Origin of the sequence: Megasphaera stantonii, assembly GCF_003367905.1 — a bacterium.
GTDB lineage: Bacteria > Bacillota > Negativicutes > Veillonellales > Megasphaeraceae > Megasphaera > Megasphaera stantonii.
Genome location: NZ_CP029462.1, coordinates 744,934 through 765,572 on the forward strand (window position 1 = coordinate 744,934; position 20,639 = coordinate 765,572).

Annotated in this window: 15 protein-coding genes and 1 pseudogene; 2 read left to right on the forward strand and 14 right to left on the reverse strand. The window is 47.3% G+C overall.

Annotation, left to right across the window (positions count from 1 at the left end):
* Window positions 1–81 precede the first annotated feature (81 nt).
* The 4 genes from DKB62_RS03560 to phnX form a co-directional block, all read right to left on the reverse strand.
* Window positions 82–2,364 carry a xanthine dehydrogenase family protein molybdopterin-binding subunit gene (locus DKB62_RS03560; RefSeq protein WP_107196713.1) on the reverse strand — a complete coding sequence of 761 codons (2,283 nt, stop codon included), beginning with the start codon at window positions 2,362–2,364 and terminating at the stop codon, window positions 82–84.
* Window positions 2,361–2,831, reverse strand: a complete 471-nt coding sequence (locus DKB62_RS03565) for a (2Fe-2S)-binding protein (RefSeq protein WP_462355501.1) — start codon at window positions 2,829–2,831, stop codon at window positions 2,361–2,363. The genes DKB62_RS03560 and DKB62_RS03565 overlap by 4 nt, the downstream gene beginning before the upstream one ends.
* Window positions 2,828–3,610, reverse strand: a complete 783-nt coding sequence (locus DKB62_RS03570; RefSeq protein WP_107196714.1) for an FAD binding domain-containing protein — start codon at window positions 3,608–3,610, stop codon at window positions 2,828–2,830. Before DKB62_RS03570 ends, DKB62_RS03565 begins: the two co-directional genes overlap by 4 nt.
* Window positions 3,611–3,767: 157 nt before the next feature.
* A complete protein-coding gene (gene phnX / locus DKB62_RS03575; RefSeq protein WP_107196715.1) occupies window positions 3,768–4,535 on the reverse strand; it encodes a phosphonoacetaldehyde hydrolase in 768 nt (255 codons plus the stop codon).
* Window positions 4,536–4,771: 236 nt separating this feature from the next.
* On the opposite strand from phnX, the gene DKB62_RS03580 reads away from it, so the two are divergent.
* Both DKB62_RS03580 and DKB62_RS03585 read left to right on the forward strand, forming a co-directional pair.
* A complete protein-coding gene (locus DKB62_RS03580; protein WP_107196716.1) occupies window positions 4,772–5,530 on the forward strand; it encodes a DeoR/GlpR family DNA-binding transcription regulator in 759 nt (252 codons plus the stop codon).
* 82 nt (window positions 5,531–5,612) lie between these two features.
* On the forward strand, window positions 5,613–6,695 hold the full coding sequence (locus DKB62_RS03585; RefSeq protein WP_107196717.1) for a BMP family protein: 1,083 nt from the start codon (window positions 5,613–5,615) through the stop codon (window positions 6,693–6,695).
* A 74-nt stretch (window positions 6,696–6,769) separates the two neighbouring features.
* On the opposite strand, the gene DKB62_RS03590 is transcribed toward DKB62_RS03585, so the two are convergent.
* From DKB62_RS03590 to DKB62_RS03630, 10 genes and pseudogenes are all read right to left on the reverse strand, one after another.
* Window positions 6,770–8,086, reverse strand: a complete 1,317-nt coding sequence (locus DKB62_RS03590) for an L-cysteine desulfidase family protein (protein ID WP_198643555.1) — start codon at window positions 8,084–8,086, stop codon at window positions 6,770–6,772.
* Window positions 8,087–8,168: 82 nt separating this feature from the next.
* Window positions 8,169–9,434 carry a peptidase T gene (pepT, locus tag DKB62_RS03595; RefSeq protein ID WP_198643556.1) on the reverse strand — a complete coding sequence of 422 codons (1,266 nt, stop codon included), beginning with the start codon at window positions 9,432–9,434 and terminating at the stop codon, window positions 8,169–8,171.
* Window positions 9,435–9,457: 23 nt separating this feature from the next.
* Complete coding sequence (locus DKB62_RS03600) at window positions 9,458–11,029, reverse strand: AbgT family transporter (RefSeq protein ID WP_107196719.1); 1,572 nt, start codon at window positions 11,027–11,029, stop codon at window positions 9,458–9,460.
* A gap of 519 nt (window positions 11,030–11,548) precedes the next feature.
* Window positions 11,549–12,130, reverse strand: a complete 582-nt coding sequence (locus DKB62_RS03605) for a DUF805 domain-containing protein (protein WP_107196720.1) — start codon at window positions 12,128–12,130, stop codon at window positions 11,549–11,551.
* Window positions 12,131–12,144: 14 nt separating this feature from the next.
* Window positions 12,145–12,747, reverse strand: coding sequence for a hypothetical protein (locus tag DKB62_RS03610; RefSeq protein WP_107196721.1), 603 nt, complete (start codon window positions 12,745–12,747; stop codon window positions 12,145–12,147).
* A gap of 15 nt (window positions 12,748–12,762) precedes the next feature.
* Window positions 12,763–13,674, reverse strand: a complete 912-nt coding sequence (locus DKB62_RS03615; protein ID WP_107196722.1) for a zinc ribbon domain-containing protein — start codon at window positions 13,672–13,674, stop codon at window positions 12,763–12,765.
* Window positions 13,675–14,033: 359 nt separating this feature from the next.
* The gene (locus DKB62_RS03620; protein WP_240320147.1) at window positions 14,034–15,158 is read right to left on the reverse strand and encodes an AAA family ATPase; all 1,125 of its coding nucleotides are present in this window, start codon (window positions 15,156–15,158) and stop codon (window positions 14,034–14,036) included.
* A 270-nt stretch (window positions 15,159–15,428) separates the two neighbouring features.
* A pseudogene (locus tag DKB62_RS12770) lies at window positions 15,429–15,749 on the reverse strand (nuclease-related domain-containing protein); the annotation flags it as partial.
* Window positions 15,750–16,266: 517 nt separating this feature from the next.
* Window positions 16,267–17,073, reverse strand: coding sequence for a hypothetical protein (locus DKB62_RS03625; RefSeq protein WP_107196724.1), 807 nt, complete (start codon window positions 17,071–17,073; stop codon window positions 16,267–16,269).
* A 5-nt stretch (window positions 17,074–17,078) separates the two neighbouring features.
* The gene (locus tag DKB62_RS03630) at window positions 17,079–20,624 is read right to left on the reverse strand and encodes an Hsp70 family protein (RefSeq protein WP_107196725.1); all 3,546 of its coding nucleotides are present in this window, start codon (window positions 20,622–20,624) and stop codon (window positions 17,079–17,081) included.
* Window positions 20,625–20,639 lie beyond the last annotated feature (15 nt).

Consider the following 20,639-nt stretch of genomic DNA (forward strand, 5'->3'; position numbering starts at 1 on the left):
TATACAAACATACGACAAAACACGACCTGTCAGCACTTCTATGCCGACGGGTCGTGTCTTTTTTTTATGATCGTATTGATTTTATTGTTTATGCTTCAAAGTCATATATACTTTTTCCGCCGTAATGGGAAGGTCCGTAAAGCGGACGCCGACGGCATTGTATACAGCGTCGGCGATGGCCGGAGACGGCGTGTTGATGACGATTTCGCCGATAGATTTTGCACCGAAGGGGCCGTTAGGCTCGTAGCTGGGCGCAAATTCTACGCGGATGCTGCCTAAATCCATGCGGCTGGGAATGCGGTACTGCATGAACGAATTCTGCTGAATGCGTCCTGTCTCAGTAATCGTCACGTCTTCCATGAGGGCCATGCCGATACCCTGGACCAGACCGCCTTCGACCTGCACGCGGGCCAAGGCCGGATTGATGACGGTACCGCAGTCGACGACGGCGGCAAAGTCGACGAGCTCAATATGGCCCGTCTCGGGGTCTAAGTCGATTTCAGCGGCCCCGGCCATATACGGCGGCGGCGACGTCGGCGAGTAATGGGATTCCGTCGCTTCCAAGGCGATTTCATTGCCGCACATGGCACCGTTGCCCAAATCCTTGATGGTAATGGCCTTGCCCGAAACGACGTCGACAATCGCTTCGCCCGTAAAGTCCAAATCCTCTATGGCAGCCGGCTTCAGTACCAAGGCCGCCCGTTCCTTCATGCGCTGAATCAAGGTCTGGCAGGTCTTTTCCACAGCCTTGCCGGTCAAGTACGTCGTAGACGAGGCATAGGAACCGCTGTCGTACGGCGACGTATCCGTGTCGACGCCGTACGTCACGATGTTGTCGACGGGACATTGCAGGCACTCAGCGGCAATCTGGGCCAATATGGTGTCGCACCCCGTACCCATATCCGTCGCGCCGATATTAAGGGAATAGAAGCCGTCGTCGTTGACCTTGATCGTAACGGAGGCTACGTCGACGTTGGAAATGCTCGAGCCCTGCATGGCCAGCGACAGGCCGACGCTGCGGATATGGCCGTTCGGCAGGACCTTTCTCGGATATTTTTCATCCCAGCCGATCATATCCTTTACGCGAAGCAGGCACTGGTCCAGCGTACAGCTCAGGGCCGTTTCATCGAAGTAAGCCGGCATCGTTTCGCCCTGGCGGACCATGTTTTTCAGCCGCAGCTCGACGGGGTCCATCTGCAGGGCCGCCGCCAGTTCGTTGACAGCCGATTCGAGGGCGAAGATGCCCTGCGTCGCGCCGTAGCCCCGGTATGCTCCGGCGGCAATCGTATTAGTATACACCGCTTCATAGGCAAAGCGGAAGGCTTCAAATTGGTTATACAACGGAATGGATTTGTGCCCCGAAAGGGTAACCGTCGTCGGGCTATGGTCTCCGTAGGCGCCGGCATTCCACAAGGATTCGACGGAAATGACGCGGATACGCCCGTCCTTAGAGGCGCCGACCTTGACGTGAACGGCCGCCTCATGGCGCGGCGACGATACGGTCATCGATTCTTCGCGGGTGTAAATCATCATGGCCGGCTTGCCCGTAATATGGGTAATGACAGCCGGATACACTTCCATGACGGCGGTCTGCTTCGCGCCGAAGCCGCCGCCGATGCGCGGCTTGATAACCCGGACCTGCGATTTAGGAATTTCCAGGGCCGTCGCGACGATGCGCCGCACGTGGAAGGGAACCTGCGTCGAGCTGACGATCGTCAGGCGTCCGTACATATCCTTATACGAATAGGCCCGGAAGGTTTCCATCATAGACTGCTGCACCTGCTTGGTGTGGTACGTCCGGTCGATGACGATGTCCGACGAAGCCAGCGTCCCTTCGACGTCGCCCCAGTTTTCTTCGGCCTGGGCCACGAGGTTGCGCTTGTTGTCGCCGCCGACGTCGACGACGGGATTCCAGTCCTCTTCCGGATGGACGACGATGGGGTTATCCTTCGCTTTCGTAAAATCGAGAAGAGGCTCTAATACGTCGTATTCGACGCGGATAATCCGCAGCGCCTTGTCGACGGCCTCTTCGGTCACGCCGGCAACGAGGGCCACCGGATCCCCGACATAGCGGATATGCTTATCCAGGATGAGCTTATCGTAGGGGCTCAATTCGGGATAGGTCTGGCCGGCAATGGTAAACCTCGTATGAGGCACGTCGTCGGCCGTGACGATGCAGGCGATTCCCGGCACCTTTTTCGCCGCGTCAGCCTGCACCGACTTGACCCAGGCGTGGGCATGGGGGCTGCGCAGGGCCTTGACGACCAGGCAGTCCTTCGGCGCGATGTCCTCCGTATACACCGGCTGGCCCGTAACCAGGCTGACGGCGTCTTTCTTCATAATAGGCTGATTGACTGCTTTCATTCCTGCACCGCCTTTCCCTTAGCCTGCAAATAATCTCGTATCGCCCGCATGTGGCCGACGTATCCCGTGCATCGGCACAAATTGCCGGCCAGGTACTCCTTGATTTCCTCTTCCGTCGGCGCTTCCAGCTCGCGGGCCATAGCCAGGACGTTCATGACGAAGCCGGGATTGCAGAAGCCGCACTGGTCGGCGCCTTCGCGTCCCATGTACATGGCGAACTCCGTCGCTTCCTCCTGCAGCCCTTCCAGCGTCGTCACCTGCTTGCCGTCGATACGGGCAGCCAGGACGGCGCAGGACAAGACGGGCTTTTCGTCGATCCACACCGTACACAGGCCACAGTTCGTCGTCTCGCAGCCGCATTTTACGCTGTAGCAGCCTTTGGAGCGCAGGAAATCGAGGAGCATTGTGCCGGCTTCGATTTCATCGCTTTGTTTTATTCCGTTAAGCCAATAGGTTATATTCATCATTTACTCTCCTCCAAGACCTGCTTCAACAGCCGGCGGCACAAGACCTCGGCCATATCGCGGCGATACTCTGCCGAGCCGCGCGTATTGGACTGGTAGGTCAGCGCGTCGGCCCATTGCCGCGCCGTTTCTTCTGCGCCGGCCCGTTCCGCTTCGTCCCTCGCTGTACAAAGAACCTTCGCTCTGGCCGGACGAGCGCCGACGGCGCAGCGTACTTCGGCAGCCGTACAGGAAACGGCGCAGGCAAGAACGGGAAAATCTGTCGCGTTGAGCCGCAGCGACGCATAGGCCGTATGCCGGTTTGTCTTAGGCACGACGACGTGCGTCAGGATATCGCTCCCCGGCCCGGCTTCGGCAAAATCGGCCAGCTTGATCTCGCCGCCTTTGTACAAGACGACGCTGGCGTCTAAGGCCAGCAGCAGCGTCAGCACGTCGGAAAAGCCGAAGCGGCCGCACAGGCTGCCGCCAATGGTAGCCAAGTTGCGGAACTGCACGCCTACGATATGGCGCAACGCTTCCTTGGAAGCGCCCTGCGTATAGGCGGCGAAAGACGGGCAAAGCTCCAGGTCCCGCAGCGAAACCATAGCTCCGATGCGGAATTCTGTTTCCCTTTCCTCTATATCATACAGCGGCAGGGCCGATATATCGACGGCCTGCCGTATGATGCGCTGCGGCGACAAGCGCAGCCAGCAGCAGCCTCCGAGGACGACGGAGCCCTTTTTCTGATGGAGCTCCCAAGCCTCAGCCAAGGTCTGCGCTTTCGTGTATTGCGCAATATGCATATAGTTTCCTCCTAATCTAAAAGCAACGCTTCTCATTATACCTTCTTATATACATTGTAACAATAGGCACCTCGGCCTTTCAAGTCCCAGCAGGGGCAAAAAAACAAAAAACGCGGCTAAACGACGCCGTGTCCGTCATTTAGCCGCTGCCTTTCCCTTATTCCGCTATTCTTAATATATCCCGTATATCGTGAAGCACATAATCTGCTCCGGCCTCTTCGTATACGGCGCGCGCCTGCTCGCAGGCCGCCTGCCGTTCGCCTTCCGTCAGGCTGTCGTACTCTTCCCGGCTCAGCCCCATGACAGAACTGCCGACGATGATGCCCGCCGTCTTGACGCCGGCATGCTTTCCTTCCAGGATGTCCGTCACCGTGTCGCCGACTTTCAACACCCGGCTCGTCTGCTGCCACTTGAAATGCTCCATATTGCGGAAAATCATATACGGGTAGGGCCGGCCAAAACCGGATACGCTGTCCGGCGTAATCCAGAAATCCGCTTCATAGCCCTGCGCGGCAGCAGCCTTAACGACGGATTTCATCATAATATTCGTATAACCCGTCGTACTGCCGATTTGATAGCCCCGGCGTCGCAGCTCGGCTGTCGTGTCAGCCACATACGGTTTGACCTCCGTCCCCCGGGCCAATAGAGCAAGCAGCATCGGCTCAAAATCGTCGTACAACGTATCGACGTCCCAGTCCTGCGGCTCGCTACGGAACCGCCGCCGCCATTCGCCGCGGATCCGCGGCATGTCCAGCATCGCCTGAATATGATTCCACTTCAGCATGCCCATTGGCCGGCGGATTTCCTCATTTGTCACGGCAATGCCCCGTTTGGCAAAAATTTCCCGAAAGACGACGACCGGAGCCATCGACCCGAAATCGACAGTCGTACCGGCCCAATCGAAAATAATTCCTTCCCACTTCATGCGTCTGCCCCTTTCCATTTACCAATATCTGCCGTAATAGTTTCGGATAGTTCCATTTATATACTTATATTATGACATTTTTTTCTAAATTCTGCAAATAAACGGCAAAATATATGTAAATTACAGCACATTTTGTAAAATTCTCGCAAAAGGATTTTACAAAACTATCCTTGTCGCCGCAAACGGATTTGATATACAATAAACTATGACAGAGCAAACGCAAAGGAGCAGCATTCATGATTCAGGAAGAACGCAAGCATATTATTTTGCAGGAACTGAGCCGTACCTCCGTCGTCAAGCTAGAAGATTTGTCCCAGCAGCTGAACGTATCGATCGATACGGTACGGCGCGACCTGAAGGCCTTAGACCGGGCCGGTTTGGTTCAATATATACGCGGCGGCGCCAAAGCCGTCCACGAGTCTCATCAATTCGCCCATTTCAACGGCCGCAAGGTCATACACAACGAGCTCAAGCGGGAAGCCGCCCGCAAGGCCGTACAGCTCATTCAGCCCAACGATCTGGTCATGCTCAATTCCGGCACGACGACGACGATTTTAGCTGAAGAAATCGCCCAGGTCGACCTTACGTGTTCCATCGTGACCAACAACATCGCCGCAGCCGAGGCCGCCGCAGCCAATCCGAAATGCCGCATCCACCTTCTCGGCGGCGATTGGGACGGGGCAGAGCAGTCCACCTGGGGAAGCCGCTGCCTTCGCGAAGCGGAAACGTATTTCCCCGATATCTGCTTTTTGGCCGTCAATTCGCTGGATGTGCAGGCCGGCCTGACAGATTTCCGTTTCCGTGAAATCCCCATCATGCAGGCCATGGCCCGCAACGCTTGGAAAACCTACGCCGTCATGGATTCTACCAAGCTGGACCGCCTGGCCAAAAAGCAGGTCTTCCCCCTGTCGCAGACGCCTGTCGTCATCATGGACAGCGATATCGGGACAGACGACCTGCAGCGCTACAAGGACGGCGGCATTGAAATCCAATGACGAGGTAAGCTACAGCCATTCGTCCGGCAGCGGGTATTCTTCTGCTGCGGACTCATCTATACTACGACAAAGAGGTGTTCCTATGAAAGTATCATTGAAAAAATCCGTACTTCTGTTAGCATGTGCAGCCTGCTTCCCCGCCTTTGCCCAGGGAGCCGTCGTCGAAACGGCCAGCCCGGAGGCAGCGACGGCTCCGGAAATCACGGTGCTCCTGCCCGGCAAGGCCCACGACAACGGCTTTATGGAAGCGGGCTACCGCGGCTACGAACGCATTGCCAAGGGCGTCACGGCGAATGTAAAATGCGTCTCCGACGTGTCTGCCACATCCGACGCCGCCGTCCTGACAGCAGAGCTGCAGAAATTAGCCAAGGAACAGCCGAAGCTGATTATCGGCCACGGCGGGCAGATGAACGGCCCCGTCTCCGCCGTCAGCAAGGAGTATCCGCAAATCCAGTTCGTCGTCATCCAGGGCAGCGTAAAGGGCGACAACATCAGCAGCTACGTCGTCGACCAGGAACAGTCAGCCTTCTTAGCCGGCGCGCTGGCCGGCTATATGACAAAGACCGGCAAGGTCGGCCACATTTCCGGTGCCTGGCCCAAACCGGGCCTTCAAGCCCGGGCAGCATTCTACAACGGCGTAAAGTACGCCAATCCCCACGCCCAGTTCTATTCGACCTTCACGGGCGACCTGGATAATATGAAGGTAAACGCTAAAGCGGCGGAAGCGCAGATCGGAGAAGGCGTCGACGTCATCTATACGATGCTCAACAGCGGGCGCAGCGCCGTCAACCAGGTCATCGCCAAGACCAACGGACAGGTATTGGAAATCGGCAACGTCATCGACTGGACGAAAGAATCGCCTATTTTCGTCGGATCAGCCGTCGCTGACTCCAGCGAAGCCCTGTTCAACGCGGCAAAGGATTACAAAGCCGGCGCCCTGACCCACGATATTACGAAAATCGGCCTGGAAAAGCCGGATATCGTCCGCTTAGCCGTCGCGCCCTTCGTTCCGGCCGAAGCCGTCAACAGGTTACACGACCTGCACCAAAAAGTCGTGTCCGGCGAAGTGCAGATCAGCACGACCTACGACGGTCCGGAATTTGATCCGGCAACCAAGACCTTTGTCAGCCAGGATGCCAAAAACCAGCGCAAAGCTAAGAAATAAGGTTCCTGCCGATTAAAAAACGCAAACAAGCCGTCTCAAAGGAAGCACCCGCTCCCAATGAGACGGCTTTTTGTTTAGGACATACGATTTCCCTTCTGCGATTTATCCTTTAAGATATCGATCATCGTCTGCTCCGTTCCGACCATACCCGGCGAAGCAATACAGCCCATGTAGCGGAACGTGTCCTCCGGCGTCGAACCCAATACGCCGTGAACGGGGTCGACGCCGACGCCCGACAAAGCAAAGCGTACCGAGCGGAACGCCGTATCGACAGCGGTGACGCCCTTCATCGTGCAGCCCTGATTTCCGCCGTCGCAGATCATGCCTGTAATGCTGGCCGCCATATTGGCGACAACGCGCTCCATGACGGCTAAATCGCCGCCCTTCAGCCAGGCCAGGGCGCAGGCCATGCCCGTGCCGGCAGCAATAGCGCAGCCGCAGAACGCTGACAAGCGGCCGGAATATTCCTTGATATACATGGTAATCAAATAGCTCAGCGCCGTCGCCCGCAGAAGCCGTTCCTTCGAATATCCCCGTATCTGACTGACGGCATACAGAGGCATCGTGCAGATAAGGCCGTGCGCTCCAGAGCCGGTAATGCTCATGGCCGGCTTGTCAAGTCCCAATACACGGGCCTCAATAGCGCCGCTGCACAGCAGCTGGGCCGTCGCCGCCTCGTCTTTCGAAATAAGCTGACAGCCGTTCAGCTTCCATAACTCCTTGACAAAGGTAGTCCGGCTATGCCGAAGCCCTTCGTGGAATAAGGCCAGATTCATGTCATAAGCCTGCTGAATAAAGGCAATCTGCTCTATAGGCACAGCTTGAATAAACTCGCACAGTTCAGCTAAGGTATAATCGTGAATAACAGCGCCTTCTTCTCCAGCGTCTTCTGTCTCCCGTCCTGCATCCTGCTGAAATACGGCCTGGCCGTTGACAACTATCTGCACAATATTCGTATGAGTGTGGGCAATTGTCACCGTACAGCAGTCCGATGCCGAGTATACGGAGGCTTCAATATAAATGTCCGATGCAATTGCGCCGACACGGACAGATACGATTCCTGCATCGACCATCTTTTGGGCTTCTGCATTCGCACGGTCATCTACATGCGCCAAGGCCTCCAGGCCTAAAGCGGCATCGCCGGCAACAACGCCCAGCGCTGCTGCATATATGTTTCCTACAGCTGAGGAATGGGGAATGCCGCATGTAAATGCATTCTTGTACATTCCCGAGTTCAGTATGACCTCAACCTTCGTAACCTCTCCCGAAACGTACTCCCTGGATTTGGCCGCTGCAAAAGCAATCGCTCCCGGCTCGGTAACGCCTAAAGCCGGCTGCATATCGCTGCGCAGCAGCTGAAGCAGCCGAGTCATTGCCGTCTCATTCATCATCTGCATTCCTCCTTGATCGTCCTTCTACTACCTATATAATAAAGCTCCCCTGCCAAAACGGCAAGGAAGCTTTGCCTGCAATTTATTTTCCTTCATAAATCAGACGGATGATAGTCATCGTCATCTCATAGGATTTCAGCAGAGACGGCACCGGCAGAAATTCAAACCGTGAATGAAAGTTCATGCCGCCTGTAAAATAATTCGGCGTAAGAATACCTTTGGTAGAAATAAACGAACCGTCTGTGCCGCCGCGCATGGCAATCGTCTTGGGCTCTATAGAAAGCTGCTTCATGGCTTCATAAATATAGTCGATAGCCTTGCGGTTGTCTGCAGTGACTGCATCGGCAATATTGCCGTATGTATCCGTAATGCGGCATTCGACCTTTGCCCTGGGATGAGCCGCCTGAAGAGCCGCTGCATTGTCCCGGATGCGCTGCTTCTTTTCTTCATACTTTTCTTTATTATGGTCGCGTATATTCAGATGCACAGCAGCAGTCGACTGATTGGACTGAATGGACTGGCACCATATGTAGCCTTCTTTGCCTTCTGTACATTCCGGCGTTTCCTGCCGGTCAAACATATTGACAAAATCAACAGCCAGCAGCGTAGGATTGACAAGAACGCCCTTTGCACTCATCGGATGGGCGCTGACGCCATGAATAATGACTTCAGCACTGCCGGCATTAAAGGTTTCATATACGACTTCGCCAACATCGCAGGAATCAATGGTATAGGCAAAATCGACGGGGAATTTAGAAAAATCCATATTCTTGGAACCGAACAAACCGCATTCTTCATCAGGGACAAAGGCAACATAAATATCACCGTGATATGCTGAATCATCAGATGTCAGTGCCGCCAGCGCTGTCATGACATTGGCTATGGCCGCTTTATTATCCGACCCAAGCACGCTTGTTCCGTCTGTGACGATAATATCCTGTCCGACAAAAGAAAGCAGCTCCGGATGCTCCGCTGTTTTCATGATAATATGTTGTTCTGCATTCAATACAATATCGCCGCCATCATACTGATGAATCATTTGCGGATGAATTTCCGGCGACAAGCACACATCTACCGTATCCATGTGCGTACAAAAGCCGACAGACGGCACGGTGTTTTCCATGCCGTCCGGCAAATGAGCCGGAAGCTTTCCTGTCAGAATACATTTATCGCTGATTTCCAAATCAACCAGGCCTAAGGCTTCACACTCAGTCTTCAGCCGCCGGGCCATATTCCACTGCCCTTCCGTGCTGGGAACCTGCGTACCGCCATTGTCATGACTTTGAGATGGAATACTTACATACCGGAAAAACCGTTCTACTAATTCTCTGCCTGTATCATGCATCATAATCCCTCCTTATATATTATGACCTAAAACATCTGCCGCGGATACACATAATCTGCCTGGAATCCCAAGGGAATATTGAAGGCCCAGAATAAATACAGCATGACCGTCAGAACAATAAGCAGCGTAAATGTATACGGAAGCATCAGGCTGCTCAGCGTTCCGACACCAGTCTTTTTATAATACTTCTGACAGTAAATAATAATTAAGGGATAAAAGGCAAACATAGGCGTGCAGACATTGACAGCTGAGTCGCTGACGCGATACGCAGCCTGCGTCAATTCCGGCGCAATGCCGACAGACATGAGCATGGGCACGAAAATAGGCGCCAAAATCGACCATTTAGCCGAAGCCGACGTGATAAGCAGATTCAGCAAGGCAACAAATACGATGATGCCGAAAATAGTAATCTGCGGCGGCAGCGCCAAGGATTTCAAAAATTCCGCACCGGCAATCGCAATGAGCGCCCCCAAATTCGAAGCGCCGAAGGCATACATAAACTGGGCAGCAAAGAAATAAAAGACGATTAACTGAACCAGCGTATGCGTAATGTCTTCCATGGATTTCGTAAAATCTTTAGAACTGCGGAAGGTGCCGCTGATCACGCCGTATACTATGCCGGGGATACCGACGAGCAGAAAGATAATCGCCACGATAGACTGCATAACCGGCGCTTTAAAGCTGGCTATATTGCCGTCGGGATCGCGGAAAATTGAATCTGCCGGCACGAGAGCGGCAAACAATCCGAGAAGCATTAAGACCAGCACTGCCGACGCAATGTAAAAAGCTTTGTTTTCCTGCGGCGTAATCTCTCCTACACCTTCTTCCGACAAGTCTAAATCCGCATCAATCGGACAGGCTTTGCGGCACCAAGGCTCAGTAATCTTTTCCGTAACCCACCAGCAGCTGCCAATAACCGCGAACGTCGAACCGAAGGCGTAAAAATAATTGCACAATACGTTGACTTCATAGGTCGGGTCAATAATCTGCGCAGCCATCTGCGTAAATCCCTGAATTACCGGGTCAATGGCCGATGGCGTATAGTTGGCCGCAAAGGCTCCGGCAATGCCGGCAAATGACGCTGCCACACCGGCTAACGGGTGTTTTCCTGAAGCATAGAACAAATACGCGGCAATGGGAATAATAATCATGTATCCGCTGTCCGGAGCCAAATGACTAAGCATGCCGACGAGGATGACAATAGGCGTAAGCAGGAATTTAGGCGTAATGATAAGAAGCTTTTTCAATCCCGTACTGATATACCCTGACCCCTGGGCTATGCCGATGCCCAGCGTAGCTACGATGACCATGCTCAAAGGAGGAAAGGATGCAAAGTTGCTGACCATTTTGGTCATTAATGTCACTAACGACTGCGGAGCCAGCATGTTGGTAACCTTGATTTCTTCTCCTGTCGTCGGATGGATATACCCAAAATGAATAGTAGAACAAATAGCCGATAAAATGCATGTAATAAAAAATGCACCAATAAACAGCATGGTAATATCGGGAATCTTATTCCCAACACGTTCGATCCAGCCTAAGAATCCGCCTACGGACTGAACCTGTCCCGTTGGCGCTGGTTGTGGTTGTTTTGACATACTCATACTTCCTTTCTTATAAATCAGCCACATTAATTATAAAAAACTCATAAAGCCACAAAAATAATAGTATCATAGTATAAGGTTCTATGGCAATAATTCATTGCATGCAATTAAACAAATTTCACATATTTCGTAAAAGATAGCCTTATTTCTGCAGAAACTAATTAAAATATAACCTATATTGTCACGTCCCCATCTATATCAGGCAGCTTGCTGATTGTACCTTCATATACCATTTAATGCATTTTTTTCATCGCATCAGATTCCGGCCCTTTCCCCCTTAAAACCGCATATCCTGTATGCCCCCTCATTATTCTGCCATATTTCATTTCTCACCATGCTGGGGTTCAGCCTCTGTTATCAGCAAAAATCCATTTGCTATGCAATACCAGTTTCTATAAAACGTATAGACACAGCCCATAAAATTACCCTCTTTACTGGTTGTCCAGCAAAGAGGGTACATAACATTATGGAAAAATTTTTTCTATTCACATCATGCCCGTCTCAGCAAACTGCTTACCGGTCTGAAGCATCGCGGCAAATTACTACATACGGTCCCAGCGGGTCCGCTCCATAAGTATTCGGCCCATCTGTTCCCTTTTTGAACAGCAATAAAAGAGGAATAATAATATTTCCAATAGGAAGCAGTGCCAGCAGCAAAAACCATCCGGAATGATTTATGTCATGGCATCTTCGAACTGACAGCAAAATATTCGGAATTCCAGCAGCAATATACAAGACGATGCCTAACGCCATGAAAAGGCTTTCATCTGCCGCAATAAGCAGCATTGCCACTAAAAGAACGGGAAGCAAGACAAGACTGCGCAGGAAATACCGCTTGCGGTTCAGCCGCCCTGCTGCGTTAAAAAACATCTCCTTTATGCCCCTGTCTTCTCGATACCCATTTCGGAAAATATCATTGGGAATACCTCTTTCCGGTCCTGCCTCTTCATTTGCTGAACCAGAAAGGACAAACGGCTCCGTTATGTCAGCTTTGCCCTGCATCTGACTACCTGGTCTTGCAGGTGCTCCGCAGGCTGGACAAAACTTTGCGTCTTCTGAAATAGGCTTTCCGCATTGCGGACAAAATTTGCTCATATGTCTCTCCTCCTTCAGCAGGATTCATATCGCTGCCGAACAGCAGCAGAAACAGGCAGACTGCCGGTATATACGTTCATGATAATCTTCGTTGTCATAATGCCCGCCAGCAGCGCTAAGATTACGAGTGCCAATACCATGCTATCTTCATCTCTGTCCCCATCGTCATCGCCGGAAAATACATTGGCAATGCCATCAGATGCCATGTGAAAAGCTGCACCGAAAGAGTGTACAGCAGAATATACATTATAGGCAGTAGCAAATGTATTCCATCCGGCAATGCCCATAGCCAGCAAGGATTTCTCCCTTGCCGCCTGGATCCATGAATGGATGGTAATGATAAACCCCGTGCCTAATAACGGAACAATAAGGAATACATATGCTAAACTCGTCATGAAGTAAAGGCCGTTATTAGATACTATGTTAAACGCATTCGCAATATATACTAAAATTGTAACATAAATATAAGAAAAACCAACAGCCGACTGAATGGCTGCACACCATGCCAATATGCGAATCCATCCGCCGATTCCCTTTGACTCAGCCCACACATTTCCGGCAGCCCGGGCATTCATAAAGCTGATAACGCCGTTTACTAATAAAACTAACACGATCATACACTCACATCCTCATCATCCATCATACACATAGGTCAGCAAAACGCTCATACCCCACTGATCAGTCGTCACATCCTGATTAACAACGATTTTTGTAACTTCATACCACGTATATTCTTTTCCTTCTGTAACCGTAAAATACACCTTCCACAACTTTCCGCTGTCTTTATCCCTGCCTTTAAATACAACATAAGTCAGCTCTCCATTTTCTTCAGTGCTCCATTCTTCATCGACAAATCGTTTTTCAAAAGCCTGTCCGACTGTAACGGTTTTGCTAAAATCATCCAGTGTCATATCCTGAACATTCTGAATGTTCCCTGTCCCAGAAAATTTAAAAATCAGCACGGCAATTGCAATGACGACTGCCATAACCGACCAAACAGCTTTAAATCGCTTGAACCAATGGCGGCCAGACGCTGCAGTCCCGGTATCTTGCTGACTCGAAGCCCGTTTGGCTGACTGACCTTCTCCAGCTCCAGGTACATTCAGCTTAACTGCATGCAGAGGCGCTTTCCCTTCAGGCGGTTCTTCAGGTACATGAGCTGCTGTTCCTGCCGCCTTGTCGTCTGCAGATTCATCACCGCTGGTGCTGTCCGTCTGTGCCGGCATAGTTTCAGCATTCTCAGCCATTTGCTCAGCAGGGATGGCTTCCCTTTCTGCCTCGCCTTGTTTTCCTGTTTCCAGATTTTCTTCTCCTTGCTCAGCGTCATTATCAGGCAGAGTTGGTACATCACTTTCTTCCGTTTTTCTGTACTGCACTGGTACCCCGCAGTTTGTACAAAACGCAGCGCCCCTTTCCAGCAATGCTCCGCAGGACTGGCAATATCGTTCTGCTGCGCCCACAGTTTCCACAGGCGTTCCGCAATGCTCGCAAAACTTGCTGTTATCACCAATAACAGCCCCGCAATGTTCACAATACTTACTCATATATCTTCACCTCTGTCATGAATATAAAATAATCAGCAATGCTGATTTTAAATATCCCCCTGTATGTATGCTCAGCCAGGGAAATCGCCAAGCTGCTCCATTCCCCGAACAGCTTCTCTCATCATATTGATTGCTGCCAAGAACAACTAGCAGTACATTATTGACCTTGCAGGCAGCGCTTTTATCCTCTTTCTAATGGACAAATCCTGCTCTTACTGACATAACGTTTTTCACATTTTGTACTTCCAGTATATCAGCTCACTATGACAATATCTGTCGTTTTCTATAAGTCTGCACAAAAAACTTCTTCGTGAAAGCATATTTCACAAAGAAGTTTTTATTTTTACACTATAATGCAATTATACAATACGTTCCAATCCCAAAATCTCGAGAAGGCTCTTTTGATTTCCCTTCATCGGCTCATCGGTCAATGTTTTTATCACTGCGCCGTATTCACTCTTGCTAATGTCTTCAAAAAATGCCAGCTGCAAATACGCCTTTGCCCGGGAACAGCCGACATACAAAAGACGCTTTATCAGCGGGTCTGCTAATTTACTGACCTCAGCATCTATAAGTAAAATAGCCTGTCCTTCCAGACCTTTAAACTTGCGGACTGATGTAAACCAGATATGCCCTGCCTGCGGTTTGTATGATACGGGAATATTTCCTAACGTCGCAACTGAGTGTAAAATGCTGTTAGGCACAGAATGAACCGTCAATATAACCATATCTTCCAAGGAAACGCCCTGAGCCAGCATGCGGGACACAAAGGCCTCTGCAATCGCTTTAGCCTCTGCTTCATTCCGGTAAAAAGCAGCCTGCGGCTGTATGCCATGAATCTGATTGACATAATATTCTTTTTTCAGATTCATGATGCGCCCAATGGCTGAAGCAATTTCCGCTGTATTCCGGCAGTTCCGGTACAGCACAAGCCGGCATTCTGCATGCTTGTCAATCCATTCCGGCTTATCTTTCCGCATAATATATTGGTTGCGGTCATAAAAAATATAAAAACAGCCGTCCTGCAGCTCTGTCAAATACGACAGATGATTCAGCAAAGTATCGCTCAGATCCTGTCCTTCGTCAATAACAATATTAGGGTATTGCCACGTATCATCATCAAATTCATGCTCAAAAAATGCTTCAAAAAAAGGAATAACCTCATTGATTGCCAAAGAATTATCATCCAATATCTCTTCAGCCAGTGAACGGACATTATGAAACGTAATCAGCGGATTGTCATAGTGGCGCCGTAAATGAGCCAGCAAAAATTCATTAAAACATAAATACAATACCTTTTTCCCTTCATCAGCCAGCATCTTTGCTTTTTCTACTGCCATAACCGTTTTTCCTGTCCCTGCCGGCCCATGAATAGCCGCAGTCGGCTGTTCACGCAAAAAACGCAGTACGGAAAATTGCTGATTTGTCAGCTGAATATACGCTTCTTCCGTATCACGACCGCAGCTTGATACGGTTTCCGCCAAGTGAAACGACGGCATCAATATACGCAGTACCTCCTTGTACTCGGTGCTGTTTAATTCCGCTTTCCGGCGCCCCAAGTTCCGCTGCCAGTATGCATACGCTGTATCCAACGCTTTTTCCGGATTTGCCAGCCCCGTTTGATCCAATATAATGTCAGGAACGGCTTCCAGCGGAAGGGGTACCTTATCGGAAACCAATACGGAAGGAAACCAAGCTGCACGGCCAATCAACGGACACTTAGCATAGGAAAACCGTTTGCGCAATACCCCGTAAATTCTATACTGGCTCTCTGCCGCCTGCCCCAGGGGATCAATGACCTTTTCACTCTGCGTGCGCCTGTTCGTCTGAATCCACTGCCCGTCGCGATATGATATGCCGCCAGCTTTCACCTCAATAGACAAAATGCCCTTGCGAGGATGAATAACGATGAAATCGCCTTCTCCCTCGCTTCGCTGCTGCCGTTTCTCGCCGAGCCAGCGGTATGAATGGAACACGGTGTAGTCGTCATTAAGCTGCTTCAGCGCTTTATATACGACTTTCTCCCCGTCGCTGCCATGAAAATTATCAATTACAGTAGGATAAAATTTCGCCATACATATCTCCTATTTCAGATTAATTACGTTTTCAATAAATTCTTTACTCTTCGACAAACTGAAAATATCAAATATTTCATCAGCATAAAAAAATATTCTGCAGACTATTGATATCTACTATCAAAATATTCATGATGATTAATTATCATTTTGGATTTATTCCCACTGAATTTAGTAATAAACCATCTATCCATCAGCTAATTTCAGCATCTTTAAGTACAGTGTATAATAAATTCCAAAAGCTTCATCATTGTCAACAGGATTTACTTATTCTGAATCCCCTATAATCTTATTTAATGACAAGATACTACAAATAATTTATCTTTTAAGAAAAACCATTTTACACTACTATTTTTATGTTTTTCCGACCTTACAACGATTTAAGAAGCAAAAAGAAATTATATATATAATTACAGTTCCTCATTGATATTTTGACCCTTTCTATAAATATAACATGGTACATATTACAAATGCTCTCTGTCAAGAGAGCATTTGCCAGTATCTCATTTCGCTTATATCACCTAATACCTCCAAAAGAATGGACATGTTTTATATCTTCTTTTTTATCAGGAAAACTATGTTTTTTCTCTATTGCCTGTATAAATTCACAAAACAATTCATTTCTACTCTTTACTTCGTTAACTTGTCCAATATAGTCTAAATATGTTCTCATCGTCTCGACAGCTAATATGGAATTATTTTGCAATTGCAGAAGCAAACCCCATTCTATCGTCGATTTATTCTCTTTCTCTTTCAGGTACTTTCGGACTGCCCTGAAAAGGAAAGGATGAAAAGTTCCTTTTTCAGGCATAGCATAAACGGTGTCCCTGAAATCAACATATAATGGATTATCAAATTCCCAAAACCGGCTTTTCTTAGTGCTTTTCACCATATCTTCCTGACTTCGTACTGTCGGCAGTCTCATATCAGTTCCCCAAAAGCGAAATAATAAGAACATATCCGTTTCTGTATCTTCAGAAATATATATTTCCAAAGATTTTTCTGTAATATGATCAGCATACTTTTTTTCGGACCTCTGCAAATATAAATTATACTGCTTATCCTGTAAAGACTTTCCTTGCAAATATACAGTCAAGTTTACCGGTTGGAGAAGGAAGTAATATTCTCCTTGAAACTTGATAATTCCTCGGGTAATGCAAACATTTCCTTCTTGCACTACAAAATCAATGCCCTCTAAAATACCGTCACTATATGAATCGTATTTCAATTTTACGAAATCACGAGGATACTGATATAGCTCCCCCAGCATATCTTTGGTCAAGACGGCTCCATGAACAAAAGAAACTGTTTTTTGTAGTAACATCCTCCCTACCTCTTTCCATTAAAGAATGTTTCCAACGTTTCGCCTTCAAAGCTTTCAAAAGTACCTTTTTCCTGTAAATAAAATTCTCCCTTATGCTTATTGATTTGATAAATATTTACACCATAACCTTGCTTGGCCGGCAAAAGGAAAAGATAAATTAATTCATCTTCATTGCCGCCATATAATGTGCTGATAATCTGATCCCATAAACTTTCTTCTTCAATATTTGCCGTTTCTCTTATGCACTGCTCTATATCTGATTTATTGCACTTATTTTCCCAGCTGAGATTCAGTACATAAGTAAACTGTTTCTGCAACACGCCATTGCTGTCTTTCACAACAAAATCAACTTTTTTAGCCGTATCAGGTCGTTCAATAAGACGGCAACTGCCATCTGCCCCTAAGACCTTTTCTTCACCTGTACTGCCTATGCGATATATATCATAAATTAATTTCGGCACTTGTACGGAAATATTCGGTTTGATTTCTCCAATTTCCTTATCACGGATATATTCAATGCTGCCTTTAATACACGCCAATTTAAGATCAGTACTATTTTCTTTTACAACGCCCTTAGCAGCCCTGAGATACTTTCCAGGAATAAATTCCTTAAACAAATCATGGAATAAACTAATTTTGCAAGACTGCCCTGACAACTTGTAAAAGCTGCAATTCATGAGTTCATCTGGATTTTGTTTTCCAAATAAAGTATTTAACAAGGCGTAAATATCTGGACATAAGACACGCCGGATTTCATTGATCGTAATATCTATATCTTTCATCGGATTATCATACTTGATTAAATCATTACTTGCACCATCATGTATAAACAAATAATATTGTTCATTTTTTTGCGCATAAATCTTCCTATCTTTATCTTTATTAAAGTCGAGGACAACTAAATTGATGCGATAAAATTCTATCTTAATTGCTTCGGCCATTTGCCATAAATAATAGTAATTGCGCTTTATTTTACGCTTTTCTTTCATTAATTTGCTTTCTGCAAATTTTGTAGGAATATATTGTTCAGCCTCATCATAGGCTTTTTCAAATGATTCATAAATGGTTCGTTTAGACTCTCCGCCATCAATACGTGTCATAATTTCATTTTCATCGTTTTGAATCAGTTCTTGAACAGACAAATTTCTATCCGCATGGGAATGTTCTTTTTTAGATTTAATATAATGTGCCAATTTAATTTTTAATATTTGAAGGATTCTATATGTGACGTTGTTGCCACCAAAATTCGAATCGCCGTTTTCAAAACTAGTCACCACATTAATAATTTTATATGAAGCCGTCGGTACATAATGATACGTACACCGAGCCAAATCAGTTGTTCCGCCGCCGCAATCCAATATCATGATTTTTTCTTCATCTTCAGACATGGAATTTTCACAAAGCCGCTTGGCAATATGATTATATATAATCGCAACACCTTCATCCAGACTTGATTGTTCGCGCAGTACCGTATATTGCCCTTTAAATAAGTCGTTCATTTCCTGATTAAACGTTGCTTTTAATTTTACAGGAGCAGAAAAATGCAACGTCTTAAATTTTACCTTAAAATATTGTTCAGCCTTATCGATAACATATTGAATATAGGCCCGAAGAATTTCTTTTCTGGATACATTGCACTTGTTTCCGTTTTCATCAAAAATTTCCTCTTTCTCGTTTATATCAGTAATCCAGCGCTTAATTTCATAAAATACGCTGGCCTGCGTATCATAATCGGCTTCAATGATTTTTTTCTTGGCTTCATAGCCGCAAATATATTCTATATGTTCAGAATCAGCGCATGAAGCGACATAAACAATAGTCGGCAGCATTTCCTTAGACTCCACAGCATCTTCTGTTATGTCCAAAAATTTTACCAGTTCTACATCATTCGAATAGGGCTCTTTAATGCCATAACTTCCAGCAGTCGTATTGCTAGTGCCAAAATCAATGCACAATGTCTTTTCAGTCGTATCTAACTTTTGATAATCTAAATAACATTCTACTTCATATACGTTTCCCTTGTAATTAGAAATGTCAATATTCCTCTGGAAAAAGGAAGCAGCTTCCTGTGGAAAAAGCACTATCTTAAATTTTCGGTTTGCAATAAAGGAATTATAGACTATATTCTTAGATTTGAAGAGTAAGTGAAGTACATCTTTGTTATATTCCAAATAACCTATAGCAGCTACCTCCCCAGTATTGCAATTTATGAGACCTACACATCCCATATATAGAGACAGAGTATTTGGAATTTTAATAAAAAAACTATCCTGCAGCGTCACAGGCATTTTTTCTGTGAACACAAACTCTGCCACATCAATGCTGTCGCTTTTATCGATATGTACAGCCTGAGCATACAAAGAATTCATTTGCTCTGCTGTAATTTCCGGTTCGGACAAGGAGTCAGTAGCAAGTCGGAATCTGCCTGTATATATTTCGCCATCATATAGATTCATATTACCGCCTTTTTCCAGTAATATCTCTGCTTCTGCAGGAAAAAATACCAACATAAATGATTTAACCTGCATAAAAGATTCATAATCTATGGTTTCATTATGTAAAAATAATCGCTGCTTATCTCCCTCGCCTTCCAAATGGCCTGTTGCAATTACATCCCCTGCATCATCGAATACGCCAAAGCAGGCAGAAGAAACAGACATATCATCGCCTAAAAAGGTAATCTCAATATTTTCCTTCAATAGGTCATCCATATGCTGCAGCGCAGGCAGCTGCATCTCTCTTTGCTTATCGACTTTAACTGCTCGTTCATATATATTTGCCATTTCCTTCTTGGTAATCTGTACTGCTGCCGATTTTATACGGCAATGACAAATATATACATCTTCATTATACTGCTGCGACTCAACATTTCCTATAAGCAGGGAAGCGGCTTTCTGAGGAATAAAGGCCAATATAAAATTTTTCAAATTCTTAATGGCATTATCATCACCTTGAACATCTGGCAAAATCAGCTGCAACTTGCCTTGATTCTCTTCTAATTGCCCTACAGCCACGACCTCGCCGCTATCCCGGAGAAGGCCAACGCAGCCGCTATATACAGAAAGCGTATCAGCAATGGAAATATATACTTGACTTTTTTCTATTGCATCATCTCCTTCAATTTCATCTATATGTATATCTCCCTGCGCATCTATTTTATTCGCCCGGCTGTAAAGCGCAGCAAATTGCTCCCTTGTCAGCCTTGTCGGCCAAGCATCATCGTTACCATTCGGAAAAATATTAAACACGGAAAAAAAAATGCCGCAGCGTTCTTCCCGAGTATTTATTTTCCTGACAACACTTTCATCAAAGTCTGCATCTATATCTTGGAGAGCTTTAATCAATAGATCTTTGACTTCAAATCCCTTTGTTCTCGTATGCAACAAATACGCTTTAAATTCCTCTGCCGTTTCAAAGGGACTGTTAGAAGGATCTATATCTAATTCTTCCATATATTCTTTAATTTTTTTTATTTCCAGCCTTTGTTTTCCCATTATGCCATTAGGAAAAACCTTGCCCATTATTTCATCAATCTGCAATGCATCGACCATATCATACTCATCCTT